14 protein-coding genes are annotated in these 16,259 nt (G+C 58.6%); 5 read left to right on the top strand and 9 right to left on the bottom strand.

Annotated features, from left to right (window positions below; all coding sequences use genetic code 11):
* Positions 1–76: 76 nt before the first annotated feature.
* From QMK51_RS06020 to QMK51_RS05995, 6 genes are all read right to left on the bottom strand, one after another.
* Positions 77–1,291 carry a hypothetical protein gene (locus tag QMK51_RS06020; RefSeq protein WP_320393431.1) on the bottom strand — a complete coding sequence of 405 codons (1,215 nt, stop codon included), beginning with the start codon at positions 1,289–1,291 and terminating at the stop codon, positions 77–79.
* 73 nt (positions 1,292–1,364) lie between these two features.
* Positions 1,365–1,865, bottom strand: coding sequence for a CS1 type fimbrial major subunit (locus QMK51_RS06015; RefSeq protein WP_320393430.1), 501 nt, complete (start codon positions 1,863–1,865; stop codon positions 1,365–1,367).
* A gap of 94 nt (positions 1,866–1,959) precedes the next feature.
* Positions 1,960–2,709 (bottom strand): molecular chaperone, encoded by a 750-nt coding sequence (locus QMK51_RS06010; protein ID WP_320393429.1) that lies wholly within the window; start codon positions 2,707–2,709, stop codon positions 1,960–1,962.
* A gap of 44 nt (positions 2,710–2,753) precedes the next feature.
* Complete coding sequence (locus QMK51_RS06005; RefSeq protein ID WP_320393428.1) at positions 2,754–3,968, bottom strand: hypothetical protein; 1,215 nt, start codon at positions 3,966–3,968, stop codon at positions 2,754–2,756.
* A gap of 4 nt (positions 3,969–3,972) precedes the next feature.
* The gene (locus tag QMK51_RS06000; RefSeq protein WP_320393427.1) at positions 3,973–6,495 is read right to left on the bottom strand and encodes a CS1-pili formation C-terminal domain-containing protein; all 2,523 of its coding nucleotides are present in this window, start codon (positions 6,493–6,495) and stop codon (positions 3,973–3,975) included.
* A gap of 109 nt (positions 6,496–6,604) precedes the next feature.
* Entirely contained in the window at positions 6,605–7,096 is a 492-nt protein-coding gene (locus QMK51_RS05995; RefSeq protein ID WP_320393426.1) for a CS1 type fimbrial major subunit, read from the bottom strand.
* Between the two features lie 499 nt (positions 7,097–7,595).
* Between QMK51_RS05995 and QMK51_RS05990 the strand changes: the two genes are divergently transcribed.
* Together QMK51_RS05990 and QMK51_RS05985 are read left to right on the top strand one after the other, a co-directional pair.
* A complete protein-coding gene (locus QMK51_RS05990; protein ID WP_258699274.1) occupies positions 7,596–8,177 on the top strand; it encodes a PadR family transcriptional regulator in 582 nt (193 codons plus the stop codon).
* Entirely contained in the window at positions 8,174–8,965 is a 792-nt protein-coding gene (locus QMK51_RS05985; RefSeq protein ID WP_320393425.1) for a siderophore-interacting protein, read from the top strand. The genes QMK51_RS05990 and QMK51_RS05985 overlap by 4 nt, the downstream gene beginning before the upstream one ends.
* 167 nt (positions 8,966–9,132) lie before the next feature.
* Here QMK51_RS05985 and QMK51_RS05980 read toward each other — a convergent pair whose 3' ends face one another.
* From QMK51_RS05980 to QMK51_RS05970, 3 genes are all read right to left on the bottom strand, one after another.
* A complete protein-coding gene (locus tag QMK51_RS05980) occupies positions 9,133–9,777 on the bottom strand; it encodes a Pr6Pr family membrane protein (protein ID WP_258699272.1) in 645 nt (214 codons plus the stop codon).
* A 2-nt stretch (positions 9,778–9,779) separates the two neighbouring features.
* Positions 9,780–10,010 carry a VF530 family DNA-binding protein gene (locus QMK51_RS05975; protein WP_007941719.1) on the bottom strand — a complete coding sequence of 77 codons (231 nt, stop codon included), beginning with the start codon at positions 10,008–10,010 and terminating at the stop codon, positions 9,780–9,782.
* A gap of 161 nt (positions 10,011–10,171) precedes the next feature.
* Positions 10,172–11,560 carry a PLP-dependent aminotransferase family protein gene (locus QMK51_RS05970; RefSeq protein WP_320393424.1) on the bottom strand — a complete coding sequence of 463 codons (1,389 nt, stop codon included), beginning with the start codon at positions 11,558–11,560 and terminating at the stop codon, positions 10,172–10,174.
* Between the two features lie 350 nt (positions 11,561–11,910).
* Here QMK51_RS05970 and QMK51_RS05965 point away from each other — a divergent pair, with 350 nt between their 5' ends.
* The 3 genes from QMK51_RS05965 to QMK51_RS05955 all read left to right on the top strand — a co-directional run bounded on the left by QMK51_RS05965 (position 11,911) and on the right by QMK51_RS05955 (position 16,081).
* Complete coding sequence (locus QMK51_RS05965; protein WP_258699270.1) at positions 11,911–13,116, top strand: benzoate/H(+) symporter BenE family transporter; 1,206 nt, start codon at positions 11,911–11,913, stop codon at positions 13,114–13,116.
* A 102-nt stretch (positions 13,117–13,218) separates the two neighbouring features.
* Positions 13,219–14,457, top strand: coding sequence for a serine hydroxymethyltransferase (gene glyA, locus QMK51_RS05960; RefSeq protein ID WP_258699269.1), 1,239 nt, complete (start codon positions 13,219–13,221; stop codon positions 14,455–14,457).
* Between the two features lie 241 nt (positions 14,458–14,698).
* Complete coding sequence (locus tag QMK51_RS05955) at positions 14,699–16,081, top strand: carbohydrate porin (RefSeq protein WP_320393423.1); 1,383 nt, start codon at positions 14,699–14,701, stop codon at positions 16,079–16,081.
* Positions 16,082–16,259 lie beyond the last annotated feature (178 nt).

Here is a 16,259-nt window from a genome sequence, read left to right as displayed (position 1 = left end):
ATGCGCCATGGGTGCAAACGCTTAACCCCCGAGTGTCATCCACTCGGGGCTGGCTTTTTCATCCTGGGCACTTCGTTCAGCCCGCTTCCGAATCCCAGATAACCGTGACATTGCCCGAATAGCTGCGGGCAATGCCCGGTTTGAGCATTTCATCAATGGCTTCGCGGGCCACTTCGAAATGCAGCGTGCCAGGTTTGCGATCTACGTAAAAGCCCGGCTGAAACAGCTCCGTGCCAACACCATCACGGCGCAGCGGACGTCGATTCACCGGTTGTCCCGCGGCGTCCGTCAACCCGCCAGGCAGAGTAACGGCGACTTCCAGCGGCACAGGATGACCGGCGGTCGGCTCCCACAGCGCACAGTTGTTCCCGATGACGAACTGACATCGCAGGTTCATCTTGAAGCGGCTCGACGCGGAAATATTGAACGTCTGATCGCGAAACAAACGCGTGGGTTTACGCCCCTGTGACAGCCAGGATTGCCAACCGCCTTGCGGTTCCAATATGACGCGGTTGCCGCCTGGGGGAATGTCGACTTTCAAGGTGTGTTCGACAATCAGGGTAAAGTTGACGGAGATCAAACTGTCGTCAGGCAGCATGACGTCACCCATGTCGAAATCTTGACCTGGGCCCACGCTGTAATTCAATACACCGCGGTAGGTGCCCGATGACATCTTGAGGGGATTGGGCGTAATGAGTTGATAAGAGAACCCCATGTCTCGGTAAGCAAAATCATAGGATTGATCAATTGTTTTTTGTGCCTGTTTGGAACAGGTACCCGCATCGAGCGGAACGCGCCAGAAAAAAGCATAGTAAGTCTGGTTGCCAAAGCCCACGCCCCCATACCGGCAGGGGGCTGGAGCGTAGACCCAACCGAATTGCCAGACTCCCACGGGAAGCGGCACCTTGTTGGTATAGGCGGCACCAATACCGTTCACCCGCATCCTTACCGTCTCCTCTTCGCCGGTTTCGTCATGAATAACCCTGATATCCCTCCAGGAGGATGGCACCCGGAACATCGGGCCTTGGCGTTCGTCATGCAGCGCCTCAATGGCCGCCACGGACCTGAATCGAAGCGGCAAGTCGATACTGAAGACACCGTCCTCGCAGTATTCCGGATGGCCACCGCAGTAGCCGCCCTGAGGCGTTTTATTTACAAATTCATTGTGCATCGGATTCGTCGAGTCAGGCTGGAACAGCGCCGTGATCTCTACATTCGCGGCACCGGCCGATGTCATAAAGCCTGTCAGTATCAGGGCACACAGGCCGCTCGCCATACTTGCAAGTTTCATTACTAATACACTCTTGGTCATGCTGACTGTCATTCCCTGGCCAATCCGGCCACAGGCTTATCTGCGCTTGCACTCACTCCCCTGGCGCCCTGGCACTGAACAACAACAGGACGTTGCCGCTGTAGTCCCCCGGCCGATAACCCCCGTCCGGCTTTACCGGCGCGATTTCCAGTGGCACCCGCATGCCCACGGCCGCGTCGGCCGCCGACACCACTTGCCGCGGGGCAATATCAGGGCTCAACTCCACACCGTTGAAAGTGACCCGCAAGGCAATATCGTCGCCCGGCCTGCCATTGGACAGGTAGGGTGCGGTTTCCAGGCGTGCTTCAATCGCGCTGGTGTCATGGCGCACATCGAAGTTCTTGCGCACACTGCTCAGCGTCGAGGTCGGATAGTCCCAGTTCAGCTGCTGTGGTCGGTGAATCCAGTCGGGTTCAGCCGGGATCAAGTAAAACGAGCGGTTCGGGATGGTTAGAGAAACCTCGAAGGTGTGCTCTTCCCGAGCCGCCCATGCCAAAGAACCCATCAGTACGGTCATTGCCATCAGCGCGAAGACGGCGCATTGCTTGATCATGTTTGATACCCGTTGCGTCTATGAAAAGCGGGCCTGGCGGCCAATGCCAGTCAGTTAAGGCGCTCCCACATGGATTGCGCTTGACTGGCTGGCGTCAGGCCTGGCGGCTGGCGATCTTCAGGTTTTTCTTACTGTCGCCTTCGATCAGGATGAACCGGTATTCACGCCCCTTTTCCTTGTCGAAGCCGAACGTCTTGCCCGCCAGCACATGGTGTTTGGTGGTTGCCCCACAGTCGGTTTCATTGCTCAATGAGCAGCTTTTGAATTCATCGACGATGACCACCGTGTTGCCGTTGTTGCGCAGTTCGTAGCGGTTGTCGGTTTCATTGATGGCCGTCGCGAAACGTGCGTCTTTGGGCCGCACGAAGAAAATCGTGCCAAACCCAGTCATCACGTTGACCCCGGCCGACAGGGTCTTTTTATAGTCCTCGCTCTCCTCGGCACTGACCGCGAATTCATCTTCCTTTTCTGGCACCACCGGCACGAAACGCACACGAAAGTAGCGTTCGCTGTCACGCTCACCCATGTACAACAAGCGAGTGCCCTGCATGCCCTGGGCCGGTACGATCAGCCGCGCCGGGCTGGCCATCACGCCATTGCGCGACGCCCCGTCGGCGGCGGTTTCGACCGGAATCTCCCGGGGCGTACCGTCGGAGTCATAGACGATTTCCAGCACGTTGACCTTGACGAAAGCGGTGCTGTCGCCACTGTTGAATACCCGTTTAAGGTAGGTACTTTTATCGGCATCCAGATAGTCATACACAGTGCCGACATTGATCTGTGGCCCCGCCTGTGCCGTCACGTAAAACACACTGAGTACCCACAGCAAAAACATACGCTTCATCGTCTTCAATCCCATCAGAATAAAAAGTGGCCAGGCCTGAACGGTCAAACTTCCGAGTCCCAGATAATGGTGATGCTGCCGCTGAGCGTGTCGCTCAAGCCGGGACGCAGCAAAAAGTTGATGGCGTCCTGGGGCATCTCGAAACGCAACGAGCCGGCCTTTCGATCCACATAGATTCCGGGCTGAAAAGGGCCTGACCACGTGTTGTATTGCAGCCTGAAAAGCGTGACCGACCCGCCGCCGGGACCGGTGATGCCAGCGGGCAAGGTGAGGAGTGTTTCCACCTCGGTGGTATTGCCTTTCGGGCTTCCCAACTTGCAGCGGGTGCCGCCGTACGAGTTGCACAGCATCATGACTTTGAAGCGCGACGACGCCGACAGGTAAAACAGTTGATCGCGGTAGATCCTCGTCGGTTTGCGACCGCTGTCGATCCAGCGCTGCCATCCGCCTTCGGGCTCCAGTAGCACTTTGTTGCCGCCCGGTGGCAGATCGACCTTCAGGGTGTGCTGCACGTCCAATACGAAGTCCAGGGTCAGGTTGCCGTCATCCGGAACCATCAACGGCCCCAGATCGAAATCGGCGCCCGGGCCCAGGCGGTAAGACAACGCACCGGTGTACAGCCCGCTCGACATGCCCAACGGATTGGGCGTGCGCAGTTCATAGGCAAAATCGAGGGTGTTGAAATACATGGAAGGAATGGTGTGGGTGGCCACTTTGCTACATTCCGCTTCCACTGGCGCCTTCCAGAAAAACCGATAGGACGCCGGGCCGTAGGCACCCACACCGCTGTAAAGACAGGGCGCCGGGGCGTACACCCAACTTCTGCTGGTCCAAAGCTTCTGATGGCCCTCCAGTATGTCCGTCACCCCGACCAGGTTAGCGGCTGAGTCACTCAGCGTGAACCTGGAGCCAATGCCGATGATGCGCACCTCGACGGTCTCCGTTTCCTGGGTCTCGGCGTTGGTCACCGTCAGTTGCCGCCAGTTGGCCGGCACCTTCAGCGCAATACTTTCGTCGGGCATGATTGCGCGGGTCGAGTCAAAGCGCACCGGCAACTGAATGCTGAACATATTGTTCTGCGCGCACTCGCCCGGATAGTCCGCGCAGTAACCGCTGTTCGCCGTCTGGTTGATAAACACGTTCTTGCCCGGCTGGGACGAATCGGGCTGGAACAACGCCCTGATTTCCTGATTCGCCGCCTCGGTCGCCGGCCCGGTCAGTGCCAGCAGCAGCCCCATACAACCCATGGATCGCTTCATCGGCTCAGCCCGCCTTCTGTTCGGTGGACGTGACGTCAGCCAGGGTGTCCGGCGTGCAGCGCAGATCACCGATCATCAACACGTTGTTTTCACTGCGATGCCGACTCGCATCGAGGCGGAACTGGCACAGCAGCTGATTGCCCTGGCGCACTTCCAGGGTCGGCGAGCCAGCGTTCATTTCCATCGAGAAGAAACCGTCGACTTCCGTCACCCCGCGACTGGCGTGGTTGATCACGTGATGGCCCTTGAGTGGCTGTCCTTGCGCATCAACCAGTCGGCCGAGCACCGTCAGGGTTTTCATCACTCGCACCTTGCGGTAATCCACCCCGCCCTTGTTCAGGTGATAGCGGGTGCGCGCCGGCTCGATGGTGGCCGCCGGCACGTGGTTGCCTTCGAAGTCGAAACTCACCGAACTGTTCTGATACGCGGTAATCGGGATGAAGTTGCGCCCCGGCTTCAACGCCGCGCTGCCGCCGCTGTAATCGTCGGCGCGCAAGGCGATGTCATCGATATCCGACTCCACGTCGACGATCAGCCCGGCACCGCGCATCTCATGCTGACTGGTCAGGACCATTTGCTGACCGCCGACGACCAGCGTGCTATCCACGTTCAGACCGCCGGTAAAGTTGCCGTTGTAGGACGAACGCTGAACAAAGCCATCGCCATTGATGGCGTCGGTGCGAAAGTTCGCCAGGCTGGACATGCCGACGCCATAGGTGTCGGTGAGCGCGGTCACCGAGACGCTTTGCAGTACATGATCTTTCAGATCCTTGCGCCAGCCGAGGGAGGCGTTGTTATCGCGACTGCCATCACGGGCCGTGCGCGAACCGATGCTGCCGGTGAACTGCTGGCCGGGCGCGCCCAATGCCAGATTGACACTCAGATCGACACCGCGATTGCGCGCCTCGCCGCTGCTGAAACTGCCCGGCCGGTCGAACAGTGACAGCCGCCAACTGGCATCGCTGCCCAGCAACACGGTGCGCTGCGTCCAGCCCAGATCCAGACCGACGCCCTCAACGTTGCCCTCACTGTGCGACACCCGGGCGTTGAGCGAACTTTTGCTGCTGACACGATGGTTGAGCGCCAGCGACGAATTGCTGGTCTGGCCGATGAACACGTTGCGCGGTCGAATCCGGGTGCCGTCCGGCAAGGTGTCGTACATGTTGGTGGTGTCGAGCCAACTGCGGTTGTGGCTGACCACCACGCTACCGGCCCCATAGTTATAGAGGCTTTGCAGATCGAGACCGGTGCCGTAGTCCTGGGTTTTATAAACGTTGGCGTACAGGCTGATGTGATTGGCCAGCGTCCAGTCGATGGACGTGCCGTATTGCAGCTTTTCACGAATCTGGCGCGCCGACATTCCGAGAATCACCCGCGGGTGCATCAGGTAGTTGACCGATGCCCCGGCCGTCGGGCTGCCGCTGGATTGCATGTCCCAGTTGCTCAGCAGTTTGCTTTCTTCGCCGGCAAACAGGTTGTAGCGCCAGCGTTCGTCGAGGTTGCGCCAGTTATTGGGCTTGTACACCAACTCCTGGGTGGTGGAGGTGATCTGGCCGTCTTCGATCAGGCGCACTTCCACTTCATAGATGCCACCGGGCAATGGCCGGGTGTCGAGCGTCTGCAAACCGGCCGGCACTGATTGAGTGTTGATCAGCAGCCCGTCGCGCCAGATTTCCACCGAGCCCTGGCGATTGGCGGTGACGTAGATCGGATAGACGCTGGGCATCGGGCTGCTGATGGCCAGGCTGTCGGAGCTGCCGTACATGACGCCGACGGCGGTGTCGGGGCTGGTGCCGAACGTGCGCGGTTGGCGCGTCAGCCCTTCGGAATTGGGGGTGAAATAGCCCAGACGGAAAAAACTGCCTTGCAGTTCACGCTGGGTGTGCAGCTCATGCACGGCGTGGTAGAGCTTGTCGTCCGGGCCACCGAGACGGGCCAGTTGCAGGTTCAGTGTCTGGCTCCAGTTACCCAGGCTGGCGCTGGCTTCAAGACCAAAGCGTCCGCCCAGGTCCTGATCCTGGCCACCATTGAGATTGAGCTGGTTGCGCACCATCAGGCCGCTGCTACCGCCATCGGGCTGCTCGTAGTAACGCTTGGCTTCAACATCGCGCTCGGCGTTTTCGGTGACAATCGAGACCAGCGAGCTTTCCAGGTTGTAGTGCACGGCCAGCACCTGATCCGGACATGAACCGGTGCAATTGCCCAATGGCACACCCGGTTTGAGATAACTCGCCCATTTTTCCCGTTCGGCGGAGCCGAAGCGGTTTTCGCTGGTGTCGGTAAATTCGAGCAGGGTGACGCGATCGTCGCGGGACAACACCACCATGGCTTCACCCAGCGGTTGATGATCGAGCTCCACCCGAACAGCCAGAGGCACATCAAAGAAATGCTCCTCGAAATCCGCCGGCAGGCCTTTGGCCTGCGCCAACAGACTTCGCGGGGTCGTACCAGCGGAATTGGAAGCCACGGCTGCACTGGCACAAAACAACAGCGCAAGCGCAGCCGCGATGGGTGTCATCGGGAACATGAACTCTTACTCTGATTACGAACAATGGAAGTCCGGCGGGGCAAGCACGGTGGCTTGCCCCGCTGGTTAGCGCTGCGGGGAAGTCAGCGCCTGATGCCGGATCGCCCGATCAAGGCGTACCGACCGGAGGAACGGCGTCAAAGGTCATCGCCACGACACCGGTGTAATCACCCGGGTTGAACGTAGTGCCGATGGCGCTGATCTTCAGCGGTGCACGGTAGTTCACATCGGACTCAGCCTCGCCGACAACTTGTTGAGGCGTGGTGGTGAGGGTTGTGTTGTTGATCTCGACTTTAAGATCAATGCTGTTGGCACCGGAGATCAGTTTTGGTGCGCTGTCCAGGCTGGCGTGAACCGAACCGTTGTTGTTGCGCACATCGAAGTAACCGTTTACTTCGCCCATCTTGCCGGTGCTTGGCTGAAAGCTCATGTCCTGATCCTTGTTGACCAGCTCAGGATCGGTCGGCACCACATAGAAGCCGTTGGTCGGCACATGAGCGACGATGTTGATGGAATGGGCAGCTTCACCAGCGGCGAACGCTCCCGAGGAACCCAGCGCCAGAAGAGCCAGCGGAGCAGCGATTGCGAGTTTCTTGAACATCGTTCAGTACCTTGTTTTCTTTATGAGGAGGTGTGCATTGAAAGTTGAAGACAACCGTAACTTCAGTTGAGCCAGATCAACCTGAACTTTCAATGCCGGGGCATCATCGACTGTTGCCTCTGGAAAGTAAGCAAGCAACTTCCTATAAGCACGTAGTTAAACGACCCTAAGACCCGCAAGAAAAAAGAACAAAAAACAGATAATTAAAACACTGCCTGTAAGTTATACCCTACATACAGATTCAGTTAAAAAACCATACAGCAATCATCACTCGCAATAGTGGGACTTGTTGGAGTTTTTAGAATATATACTCAAGACAAATAGAGCATTCACTTTAACTTCAAAGTTATCGATCGCAGGCATTCGCCAAAAAGAGGCCTATTGCATTATTCGATGAGACCGCCGCTCGTCAGCCGCGCAAGGATCCGGCAAAAAACGTCTTGCCTGAACGCTAAGATATATCTTAAGTTGTATCTAAACGTGATGAGAGAAGACCGAAATGAGAGACCATCATTCCCCCCACCGCGAACACGGCGACGGCCGCGACGGCTTCGAGAAACGCCCTGGGCCTGGCCGCGAGCGCGGTGGACGCGGACCGCGGGTGTTCGCCCCTGGCGACCTGAAATTGCTGCTGCTGGCGCTGATCGCCGAGCAGCCGTGCCACGGCTATGACCTGATCCGCCAGATCGAAAGCATGTTCGACGGCGCCTACAGCCCCAGCCCCGGCGTGATCTACCCGACCCTGACCTTCCTTGAAGAAAGCGAAATGATCCTGGGCGACGCCGAGGGCGGAAAAAAACGCTACAGCATCACCGACGCCGGACGTCTGTCTTTAAGTGAACAAGCGATCGCCCTGGATGGCGTGCGCATGCGCATCGAGGTCAGCAAGCGCTCGTTGCGCGGCCAGGACCGCCCGGCCGAGATCCACGAAGCGGTGCACAACCTGCGCCATGCCTTGCAAATGCACCATGGTCGCTGGAGCCCGGAAGAAATCCTGCGGGTACGCGATTTGCTCAATAACACGGCCAAAGCCATCGTCGACGGCCCCGCCGTTCAACCCGTTCAGGAGAACGCCGAATGACCGACGTTATCGTGCCATCCCAATCCATTCACCGTGTCATGCATGAGATCAAACGCCGTCGTCTGGAAGTGCTGCGGGTGGTCGACCTGACCCCGCGTATGCGCCGCATAACCCTTGGTGGACCGGAGCTGGCCGGCTTCGTCAGCCTTGGAACCGACGACCACGTGAAATTGCTGTTCCCACAAAACGCTGCGGAACAGGCGGCGCTGGAAACCCTGGTACTCGGTGCCGGCAAGGACAACGGGCCGATGCCCGCGATGCGTGATTACACGCCACGTCGTTACGACCTGGACACGCTGGAACTGGACATTGACTTCGTACTGCACGGCGATGGTCCTGCCTCGACCTGGGCGGAACAGGCCAAACCCGGCCAGTTCCTGCACATCGGCGGGCCACGGGGCTCGATGATCGTGCCGGACATCTTCGACAGCTACCTGCTGATCGGCGACGAAACCGCCCTGCCCGCCATCGCCCGCCGCCTCGAAGGCCTGGCCGCCAACCGGCATGCGCTGGTGATCGTGGAAGTGGAAAACGGCGCCGAACAACAACGCCTCGAAAGCGCCGCGCAGGTCGATGTGATCTGGGTACTGCGCGAAGGTGGCAGAAACAACCTGCTGACCACCGTGCAACACATCAAGGTACCCGCAGGCAATCTGTATGCGTGGGTGGCGACCGAATCCAAAGTGTCGCGGCAGATTCGCCGGGTATTGCTCGATGAGCACGGCCTGAACGAGCAGTTTGTGAAGGCCGTCGGCTATTGGCGACTGGATGACAGTGACGAGGAATAACCGCAACACTGTGGTTACATGCCTTTTGTGGCGAGGGAGCTTGCTCCCGTTCGGCTGCGAAGCAGTCGCAAAACCGGCTTATGCGGTGTGCCTGAAAACCTGCGGTTGCAGATTTTGGGGTCGCTTCGCAACCCAGCGGGAGCAAGCTCCCTCGCCACAGTCAGTGTTCACATCCGTCCCGTGCGCCACCGATCCAACCCAATCACCAACAGTGAAATCACCACAAACCCCGCCAACAATCCCCCGGCATTCACAAACACCTGTGGATAACCCAACTTGTCCACATCAATGAACGGATAGGGATAAACCGCCAGCAGATGCCCACGCCATAACGCATAGCCGAAGTACACCAGCGGATAGATCACCCACAACGCAATGTGCCGCAGCCGCAACGTCCCTTTAGGCACACAGCACCACCAATAAACCAGAAACAGCAGCGGCATGACGTCATGCATCAGCTCATCGGCCACCCATTGCCAACCTTCGGGATGCCATAAATGGCGCAACAACAGGCTGTACGCCACACCGACGACGGCGATGCTCACCGCAATCGCACTGCTCACCCACGGCTGCAAAAACCAGCGGCGCGTCGCCGACTCGCGGGACGTCAGTTCGCAGGTCAGCACCACTGCCGCCAGCGTATTGGTCAGCACGGTGAAATAGCTGAAAAAACTCACCAGCCCGCCCAGCAGACTGGCCGCGACACTCCAGCGTGAGTAGAAAATCAGGTACAGCTGAATGCTTAAGCCTGCCCAGCCCAGAATCGCCGCCACGGCGACACAACGACGTCTCGCGGCCGAGGGTATGACCATGCTCAGACCGGGCGCTTGGTACGCATCAGCTTCACGTACAGGCGTTCGACCTTCTCCCGCGCCCATGGGGTTTTGCGCAGGAACGTCAGGCTCGACTTGATGCTCGGGTCGCTCTTGAAGCAGCGGATATCGATACGCTCGGCCAGCCCCGACCATTCGTAGTGCTCAACCAGGGCGTTGAGGATTTGCTCCAGCGTCACGCCGTGCAGGGGGTTGGTGTTCTGTTCGGTCATGCCGGGCCTTCGAGCGATGAAAGGATGAGAAGCCGCGCACCTTAGCGGAGGCTTTCGTCCGGTGGAAGGGCTCCGGACACAGGCATTCGTCAGATGCTGAATTAACTGTAGGCGAGTTGGCCATCCTCTGAGGGACAAACGTCTGGAGATAGCGCCTGGGCTCAGTAATAACGACGCGGGTCCGAATCGATCAGACTCGCCAGCTTGGTCAGGGCAAACCTCAATTCGTCCTGGCTGGTGGGCGACATCAGCACCAATCGCACGCAGCGGGTAATGCCGCCACGTTCGGCCTGGAACTGGGTGCCACTGAGGACCAACACACCGTTGGCACGGGCCAGCATGGTGAACTCGTCGCTGGTCCAGGGCTCGGGCAATGTCAACCAGACGTGGTAGGAATACGGCTGGGTCTTGAGCTCGAAATTGGCGAAGACTTCCTGAGCGATCGCCTGCCGCCCGGCGGCTTCGTTGCGCTGAATACGGATCAGCTTTTTATCCAATCCCTGCGTGATCACATTGCTGGCCAACTGAGCGGTCAATGGCGACGGCATCCAGACGCTGCTGCGCACCATGGAGGTCAGGCGCGACAACAGTTTCGGCGGGCTATAGAGATAGCCGATCCGCAAGGCCGGCATGATCGACTTCGACAGACTGGTCAGGTACACCGAACGATCCGGCGCGAACGCCGACAGCGGTTTGATCGACGGGTCGGTGGCCAGAAAACCGTAGATGTCATCGTCCAGGATGATGAAGTCGAACTCTTCGGCCAACGCCGCGATTTGCGCCCGACGCTTTTGCGACATGATCGCGGCCGTCGGGTTCTGGCAGGTCGCCACACAGACCAGCATCGCCGGTTTCTCACGTTGGCACAGTTCGCGTAGCGCTTCGGGAATGATCCCTTCATCGTCCATTGGCACGCCACGCAGACGTCGTTCCAGACCATGGGCCAGGGAAATGATGCCGGGGTAGCAAAGCGCCTCGCAGAGCACCAGATCACCGGCGTTGGTCAGCGCACTCATCGCGACCATCAAACCATGCTGTGCGCCGGCGGTGATCACCACTTGCTGCCATTGCGCATCGGGCAACGAATGGCGCAGCCATTGCGCGCCCGCCTCGCGATGGGCCGGATGACCGCCATCGGGGGCGTAATCGAGGGCATGGGCAAAATCCGTGCTTTTGGCCATGCCCACCAAGGCTCCGCGCAACCAGTATTCCAGGGTTTCGCTGTAAGGCTTGATGATCGAAAGATCCAGTAATTCAGACTGGCCCAGATTCAGCGAGGCGGCACTGTTGCTGGCCGGCAGTTCCAACTGCTTCTGGTTGAGCACATAAGTGCCACGCCCCACCTCCCCCTGCACCAGACGCCGCCGATGGGCTTCGCTATAGGCTCGGCTGATGGTACCGGGCGTGACATTCAGCGTGGTGGCCAGCTCCCGCAGGGTCGGCAGACGATCACCTTCGTTCAACACGCCGTTGCTGATATCGCGCGCCAACGCGTCGGCAATCGACAAATACATCGGCTGGCCGAACTCGCTTAGCTGAGGAACCCACATGAATGATCGCTACCCATCGTAAAAATGATGAATATCCGAGCATATCACATGGAAGTTAGGCAACTAATAAATGGATACAATCAATAAATTGAGTCGATTGATTCGACGAATGAATCGAAAACCACCCCTCATTCAGAATATTTTTCAACAGCCATATTTATTTGAAAATCAAATAGTTACTTGAGAAAAATCTGATAAATACACCTCGATAGCAAAAAAACATCTCCTAGCAACTCCCTCCATCTATTGAATCAACTCAATTCATTCAAATACACTCATCTCGAATCGAATCAATCGACTCAATATCAATTCTGAATCACCGCGTGCCCGCCACGCCTAGCCGAGACATCATGGACACACTCAGAAAGGATCTATCCCTGTCAGCGGTCATTGCAGGCTTCATCGCCGTGATCATTTCCTATGCCGGCCCGCTGATCATCGTGTTTCAAGCGGCCCGGGAGGCGCACCTGCCCAATGATCAGGTGTCGTCCTGGATCTGGGCCATCTCCATCGGCAGCGGCATTACTGGTCTGTTATTGAGCTGGCGTTTGCGGATTCCGGTGATTACCGCATGGTCGACACCGGGCGCGGCGTTGCTGGTGTCGATGCTGCCCACGGTCTCCTTGCCCCAGGCCATCGGCGCCTATGTGGTGGCTTCGGTGATCATCGCGGTGGTCGGCCTGTCCGGCGCGTTCGACAAACTGATGAATCGCCTGCCAAAAGCCATCGCCGCCGCCATGCTCGCCGGCATCCTGTTTCGTTTCGGCGCCGAACTCTTCACCTCGATCAAGCTGCAGCCGAGCATGGTGCTGTCAATGATCGCGGCGTACCTGATCTTCAAACGCTTTTCACCGCGCTACGCCATCCTGTCGGTATTGATTGTCGGCTGTGCCGTGGCCGCCTCATTCGGTGAACTCAACACCGGTTCGATCACCATCGATGTCGCCCACCCGATCTTCATCGCCCCGCAGTGGAGCTGGCACGCGATCATCAATATCGGCCTGCCGCTGGCCCTCGTCACCCTGACCGGGCAGTACGTGCCGGGCATGGCGGTGTTGCGCACCTCGGGCTACAACACCCCCGCGCGCTCGATCATTTCGGTCACGGCCATCGGCTCGATTTTGATGGCGCCATTCGGCTCCCATGGCTTAAACCTCGCAGCCATCACCGCCGCTATCTGCACCGGCCGCGAAGCCCATGAAGATCGCGACAAGCGCTACATCGCCGGGATCGCCTGCGGGGTGTTCTACATTCTGATGGGCATCTTCGGCGCGACCCTGGCTTCGGTGTTTTCGGCCTTGCCCAAAGAGCTGATCGCCTCCCTCGCCGGTCTGGCCCTGTTCGGGGCGATCAGCGCCGGGCTGACCGGCGCCATGGCTGACGAAAAACAACGTGAAGCGGCGCTGATCACCTTCCTGGTCACCGCCTCGGGCATGAGTTTCCTGGGGCTGGCCGCTGCATTCTGGGGGCTGATCTTCGGGCTCGTGGCGCATTTCGTACTGACCTACACCAGGGAAAGCAAAGCCACCGCCGTCACCGAGGGCAGCCGACCATGATCGCTCGTACGACTCCATTGTGGTCGGCGGCGGACTGTCACACGCATCACCGCATCTCGCGCCAGCCTGCGTGGCCGAAGCACTTATCCAAGGAATGACTCCATGAGCCTGCACAATTTCGACCCTGTCATCGCCCGCCTGATCAGCCGTGAACGCAACCGTCAGGAAACCCATCTGGAGCTGATCGCCTCGGAAAACTACGTCAGCGAAGAAGTGCTGGAAGCCCAAGGTTCGGTGCTGACCAACAAGTACGCCGAAGGCTACCCAGGCAAGCGCTATTACGGTGGCTGTAAAGTGGTCGATGAGATTGAAAGCCTCGCCATCGAACGCGCCTGCAAACTGTTTGGTTGCGAATATGCCAACGTCCAGCCGCACTCCGGCTCCCAGGCCAATCAGGCCGTGTTTCTCGCTGTGCTCAAACCTGGCGACACGATTCTGGGAATGTCCCTGGCCGATGGCGGCCACTTGACCCATGGCGCCTCAGTAAACTTCTCCGGCAAGTTCTACACCGCGTACTCTTACGGCCTGGAAAAACACAGCGAAACCCTCGACTACGCCGAGATGGAAGCCCTGGCCCGGGAACACCGGCCGAAAATGATCATTGCCGGTGCCTCGGCGTATTCCAGGACCATCGACTTCCAGCGTTTTCGCAATATTTGCGATGAAATCGGGGCATACCTGATGGTCGACATGGCGCACTACGCCGGACTAATCGCAGCCGGCCTGTATCCCTCGCCGGTCGGCATTGCAGACTTCGTCACCTCGACCACTCACAAAACGCTGCGCGGCCCACGGGGCGGTCTGATCCTGGCTAAACGCGAACATGCGACGTTGCTCGACAAGACGATATTCCCGGTCTACCAGGGTGGACCTCTGATGCACGTCATCGCCGCCAAGGCCGTGGCGTTCAACGAAGCCCTCGGTGATGAGTTCAAGCACTACCAGCAACGCGTCATCGACAACGCCAGGACCATGGCGAACATCCTTACTCGGCGAGGCCTGCGGGTGGTGTCAGGTGGCACCGACTGCCACATGTTCCTGCTCGATCTGCGCGCGAAGAACATCACCGGCAAAGAGGCCGAGGCGTTGCTGGAAAGTGCCCACATCACCTTGAACAAGAACGCGATTCCCGACGATCCGCAAAAACCTGCGATCACCAGCGGCATTCGCATTGGCACACCTGCCCTGACCACACGGGGCTTCGGTGAAGCCGAATGCGCCGAAGTGGCCGACCTGATTGCCGATCTGCTTGAGCAACCGACCAATGCGGTACTGCTGGAAAAAGTCCGCCGACGGGTGATGCATTTGTGTGAGTGCTTCCCGGTCTATCTATTGACTTGACGGCACTGAAACAGGCGGGGCGGACGCTTTAGTCCGCCCTTTTTTTGCACGGGCAGATACTGCGGCGACAGGTCGCAGCCGACTGTTACCAAATCCGAAATGATCCATGTCAATAAAAGCCCTTTCTCTATGTGTTACAGGACATTATCCTTACGCCCGTCCTGCTGAAACGCTTCTCCCCTGCTTCATCCCGCTGCGTTCAGTCCCCCCCTTTAGAAAAAAGACCAAGAATTTCTTCTCTATGCCTGATTTTCATACTTCGCGAGACAGCGCTGTCTTGCTCCCTGTGGCCAGTCGAAAAGCCCTGAACCTGATCGGTGGGTTCACCGCATTGAGCCTCGCCACCTGTACCCAGGCTGCACCGGCATTCGATAGCGATTCGCCGTGGATGCTCGGTGACTGGAACGGCACGCGCACCGAACTTTCGGAAAAAGGCTACGACTTCAAGGTCGATTACACCGGCGAAATGGGCAGTAACCTGCACGGCGGCTACGACCATGACCGCACCGCGCGCTACAGCGACCAGTTCGGCTTCGGCAGCCACCTGGACTTGCAGAAGATTCTGGGTTGGGACGACGCTGAATTTCAGCTGACCATCACCGAACGCAACGGCAACAACATCAGCAACGACCGGATCAACGACCCGCGTGTCGGCGGCTTCACTTCGGCTCAGGAAGTCTGGGGCCGTGGCCAGACCTGGCGCCTGACGCAGATGTGGTATCAGCAGAAATTCTTCGATCAGAAACTCGATATCAAAGTCGGCCGCTTCGGCGAGGGCGAAGACTTCAACAGCTTCCCTTGCGACTTCCAGAACCTGGCGTTCTGCGGCTCTCAGGTCGGCAACTGGGTTGGTGGCATCTGGTACAACTGGCCGGTCAGCCAGTGGGCGATGCGCGTCAAATATCACCTGACGCCGCAGCTTTACGCACAAGTCGGGGTTTACGAGCAAAACCCGTCCAATCTGGATCGCGACAACGGTTTCAAGCTCAGCGGCAGCGGCACTCAGGGCGCGATCCTGCCGGTGGAACTGGTCTGGACCCCGAAGTTCAACGGCCTGCCGGGTGAATACCGCGCCGGTTACTACTACAGCAACGCCAAGGCCAGCGACGTCTACAAGGACAACAATGGCCAGCCTGCCGCCCTGAGCGGCGAGGCTTATCGCAGCGCATCGAGCAAGCACGGCGTATGGCTCGGTATTCAGCAGCAGTTGACCAGCCACGCCAGCGACAACTCTCGGGGCCTGAGCGTGTTCGCCAACGGCACGATGCACGACAAGAAGACCAACGCGATCGACAACTACGTCCAGGCCGGCGTCGTCTACAAGGGCCTGTTCGATGCTCGCACCAAAGACGATATCGGTTTCGCCCTGGCCCGTGTCCACGTCAACCCGGCCTACCGCAAGAACGCCGAGGCGACCAATCAGGCCCGCGCCGTCTTCGACTACGACGACCCATCGTTTCTGCCACCGCAAGACACCGAGTACAGCAGCGAGCTCTATTACGGCGTGCACGTCACGAACTGGCTGACCGTGCGCCCGAACCTGCAATACATCCGCCACCCCGGTGGCGTGGACAAGGTCGATGACGCGCTGATTGGCGGGATCAAGATCCAGTCGTCCTTCTAATACTTATGCAAAAACCTGTGGGAGCGAGCCTGCTCGCGATAGCGGTGTGTCAGTCGACATCAGCGCTGAATGTCAAGCCGCCATCGCGAGCAGGCTCGCTCCCACAAGGACCGCATCAACTGAACAGCTTTTCTATGAACCATGCCCACACCAGATCGTCATCTACAGTGACTACTGC

Origin of the sequence: Pseudomonas sp. P9_31 (assembly GCF_034008235.1) — a bacterium.
In the GTDB taxonomy this organism is placed as follows: Bacteria; Pseudomonadota; Gammaproteobacteria; order Pseudomonadales; family Pseudomonadaceae; genus Aquipseudomonas.
The sequence above is the reverse complement of the archived record's forward strand: the minus strand, read 5'-3'. Positions and strand labels throughout refer to the sequence as shown.

Coding starts and splice junctions, on each gene's coding strand:
- QMK51_RS06020 (WP_320393431.1), bottom strand. CDS start 1,291: ATGAAACTTGCAAGTATGGCGAGCGGCCTGTGTGCCCTGATACTGACA.
- QMK51_RS06015 (WP_320393430.1), bottom strand. CDS start 1,865: ATGATCAAGCAATGCGCCGTCTTCGCGCTGATGGCAATGACCGTACTG.
- QMK51_RS06010 (WP_320393429.1), bottom strand. CDS start 2,709: ATGAAGCGTATGTTTTTGCTGTGGGTACTCAGTGTGTTTTACGTGACG.
- QMK51_RS06005 (WP_320393428.1), bottom strand. CDS start 3,968: ATGAAGCGATCCATGGGTTGTATGGGGCTGCTGCTGGCACTGACCGGG.
- QMK51_RS06000 (WP_320393427.1), bottom strand. CDS start 6,495: ATGTTCCCGATGACACCCATCGCGGCTGCGCTTGCGCTGTTGTTTTGT.
- QMK51_RS05995 (WP_320393426.1), bottom strand. CDS start 7,096: ATGTTCAAGAAACTCGCAATCGCTGCTCCGCTGGCTCTTCTGGCGCTG.
- QMK51_RS05990 (WP_258699274.1), top strand. CDS start 7,596: ATGAGAGACCATCATTCCCCCCACCGCGAACACGGCGACGGCCGCGAC.
- QMK51_RS05985 (WP_320393425.1), top strand. CDS start 8,174: ATGACCGACGTTATCGTGCCATCCCAATCCATTCACCGTGTCATGCAT.
- QMK51_RS05980 (WP_258699272.1), bottom strand. CDS start 9,777: ATGGTCATACCCTCGGCCGCGAGACGTCGTTGTGTCGCCGTGGCGGCG.
- QMK51_RS05975 (WP_007941719.1), bottom strand. CDS start 10,010: ATGACCGAACAGAACACCAACCCCCTGCACGGCGTGACGCTGGAGCAA.
- QMK51_RS05970 (WP_320393424.1), bottom strand. CDS start 11,560: ATGTGGGTTCCTCAGCTAAGCGAGTTCGGCCAGCCGATGTATTTGTCG.
- QMK51_RS05965 (WP_258699270.1), top strand. CDS start 11,911: ATGGACACACTCAGAAAGGATCTATCCCTGTCAGCGGTCATTGCAGGC.
- glyA (WP_258699269.1), top strand. CDS start 13,219: ATGAGCCTGCACAATTTCGACCCTGTCATCGCCCGCCTGATCAGCCGT.
- QMK51_RS05955 (WP_320393423.1), top strand. CDS start 14,699: ATGCCTGATTTTCATACTTCGCGAGACAGCGCTGTCTTGCTCCCTGTG.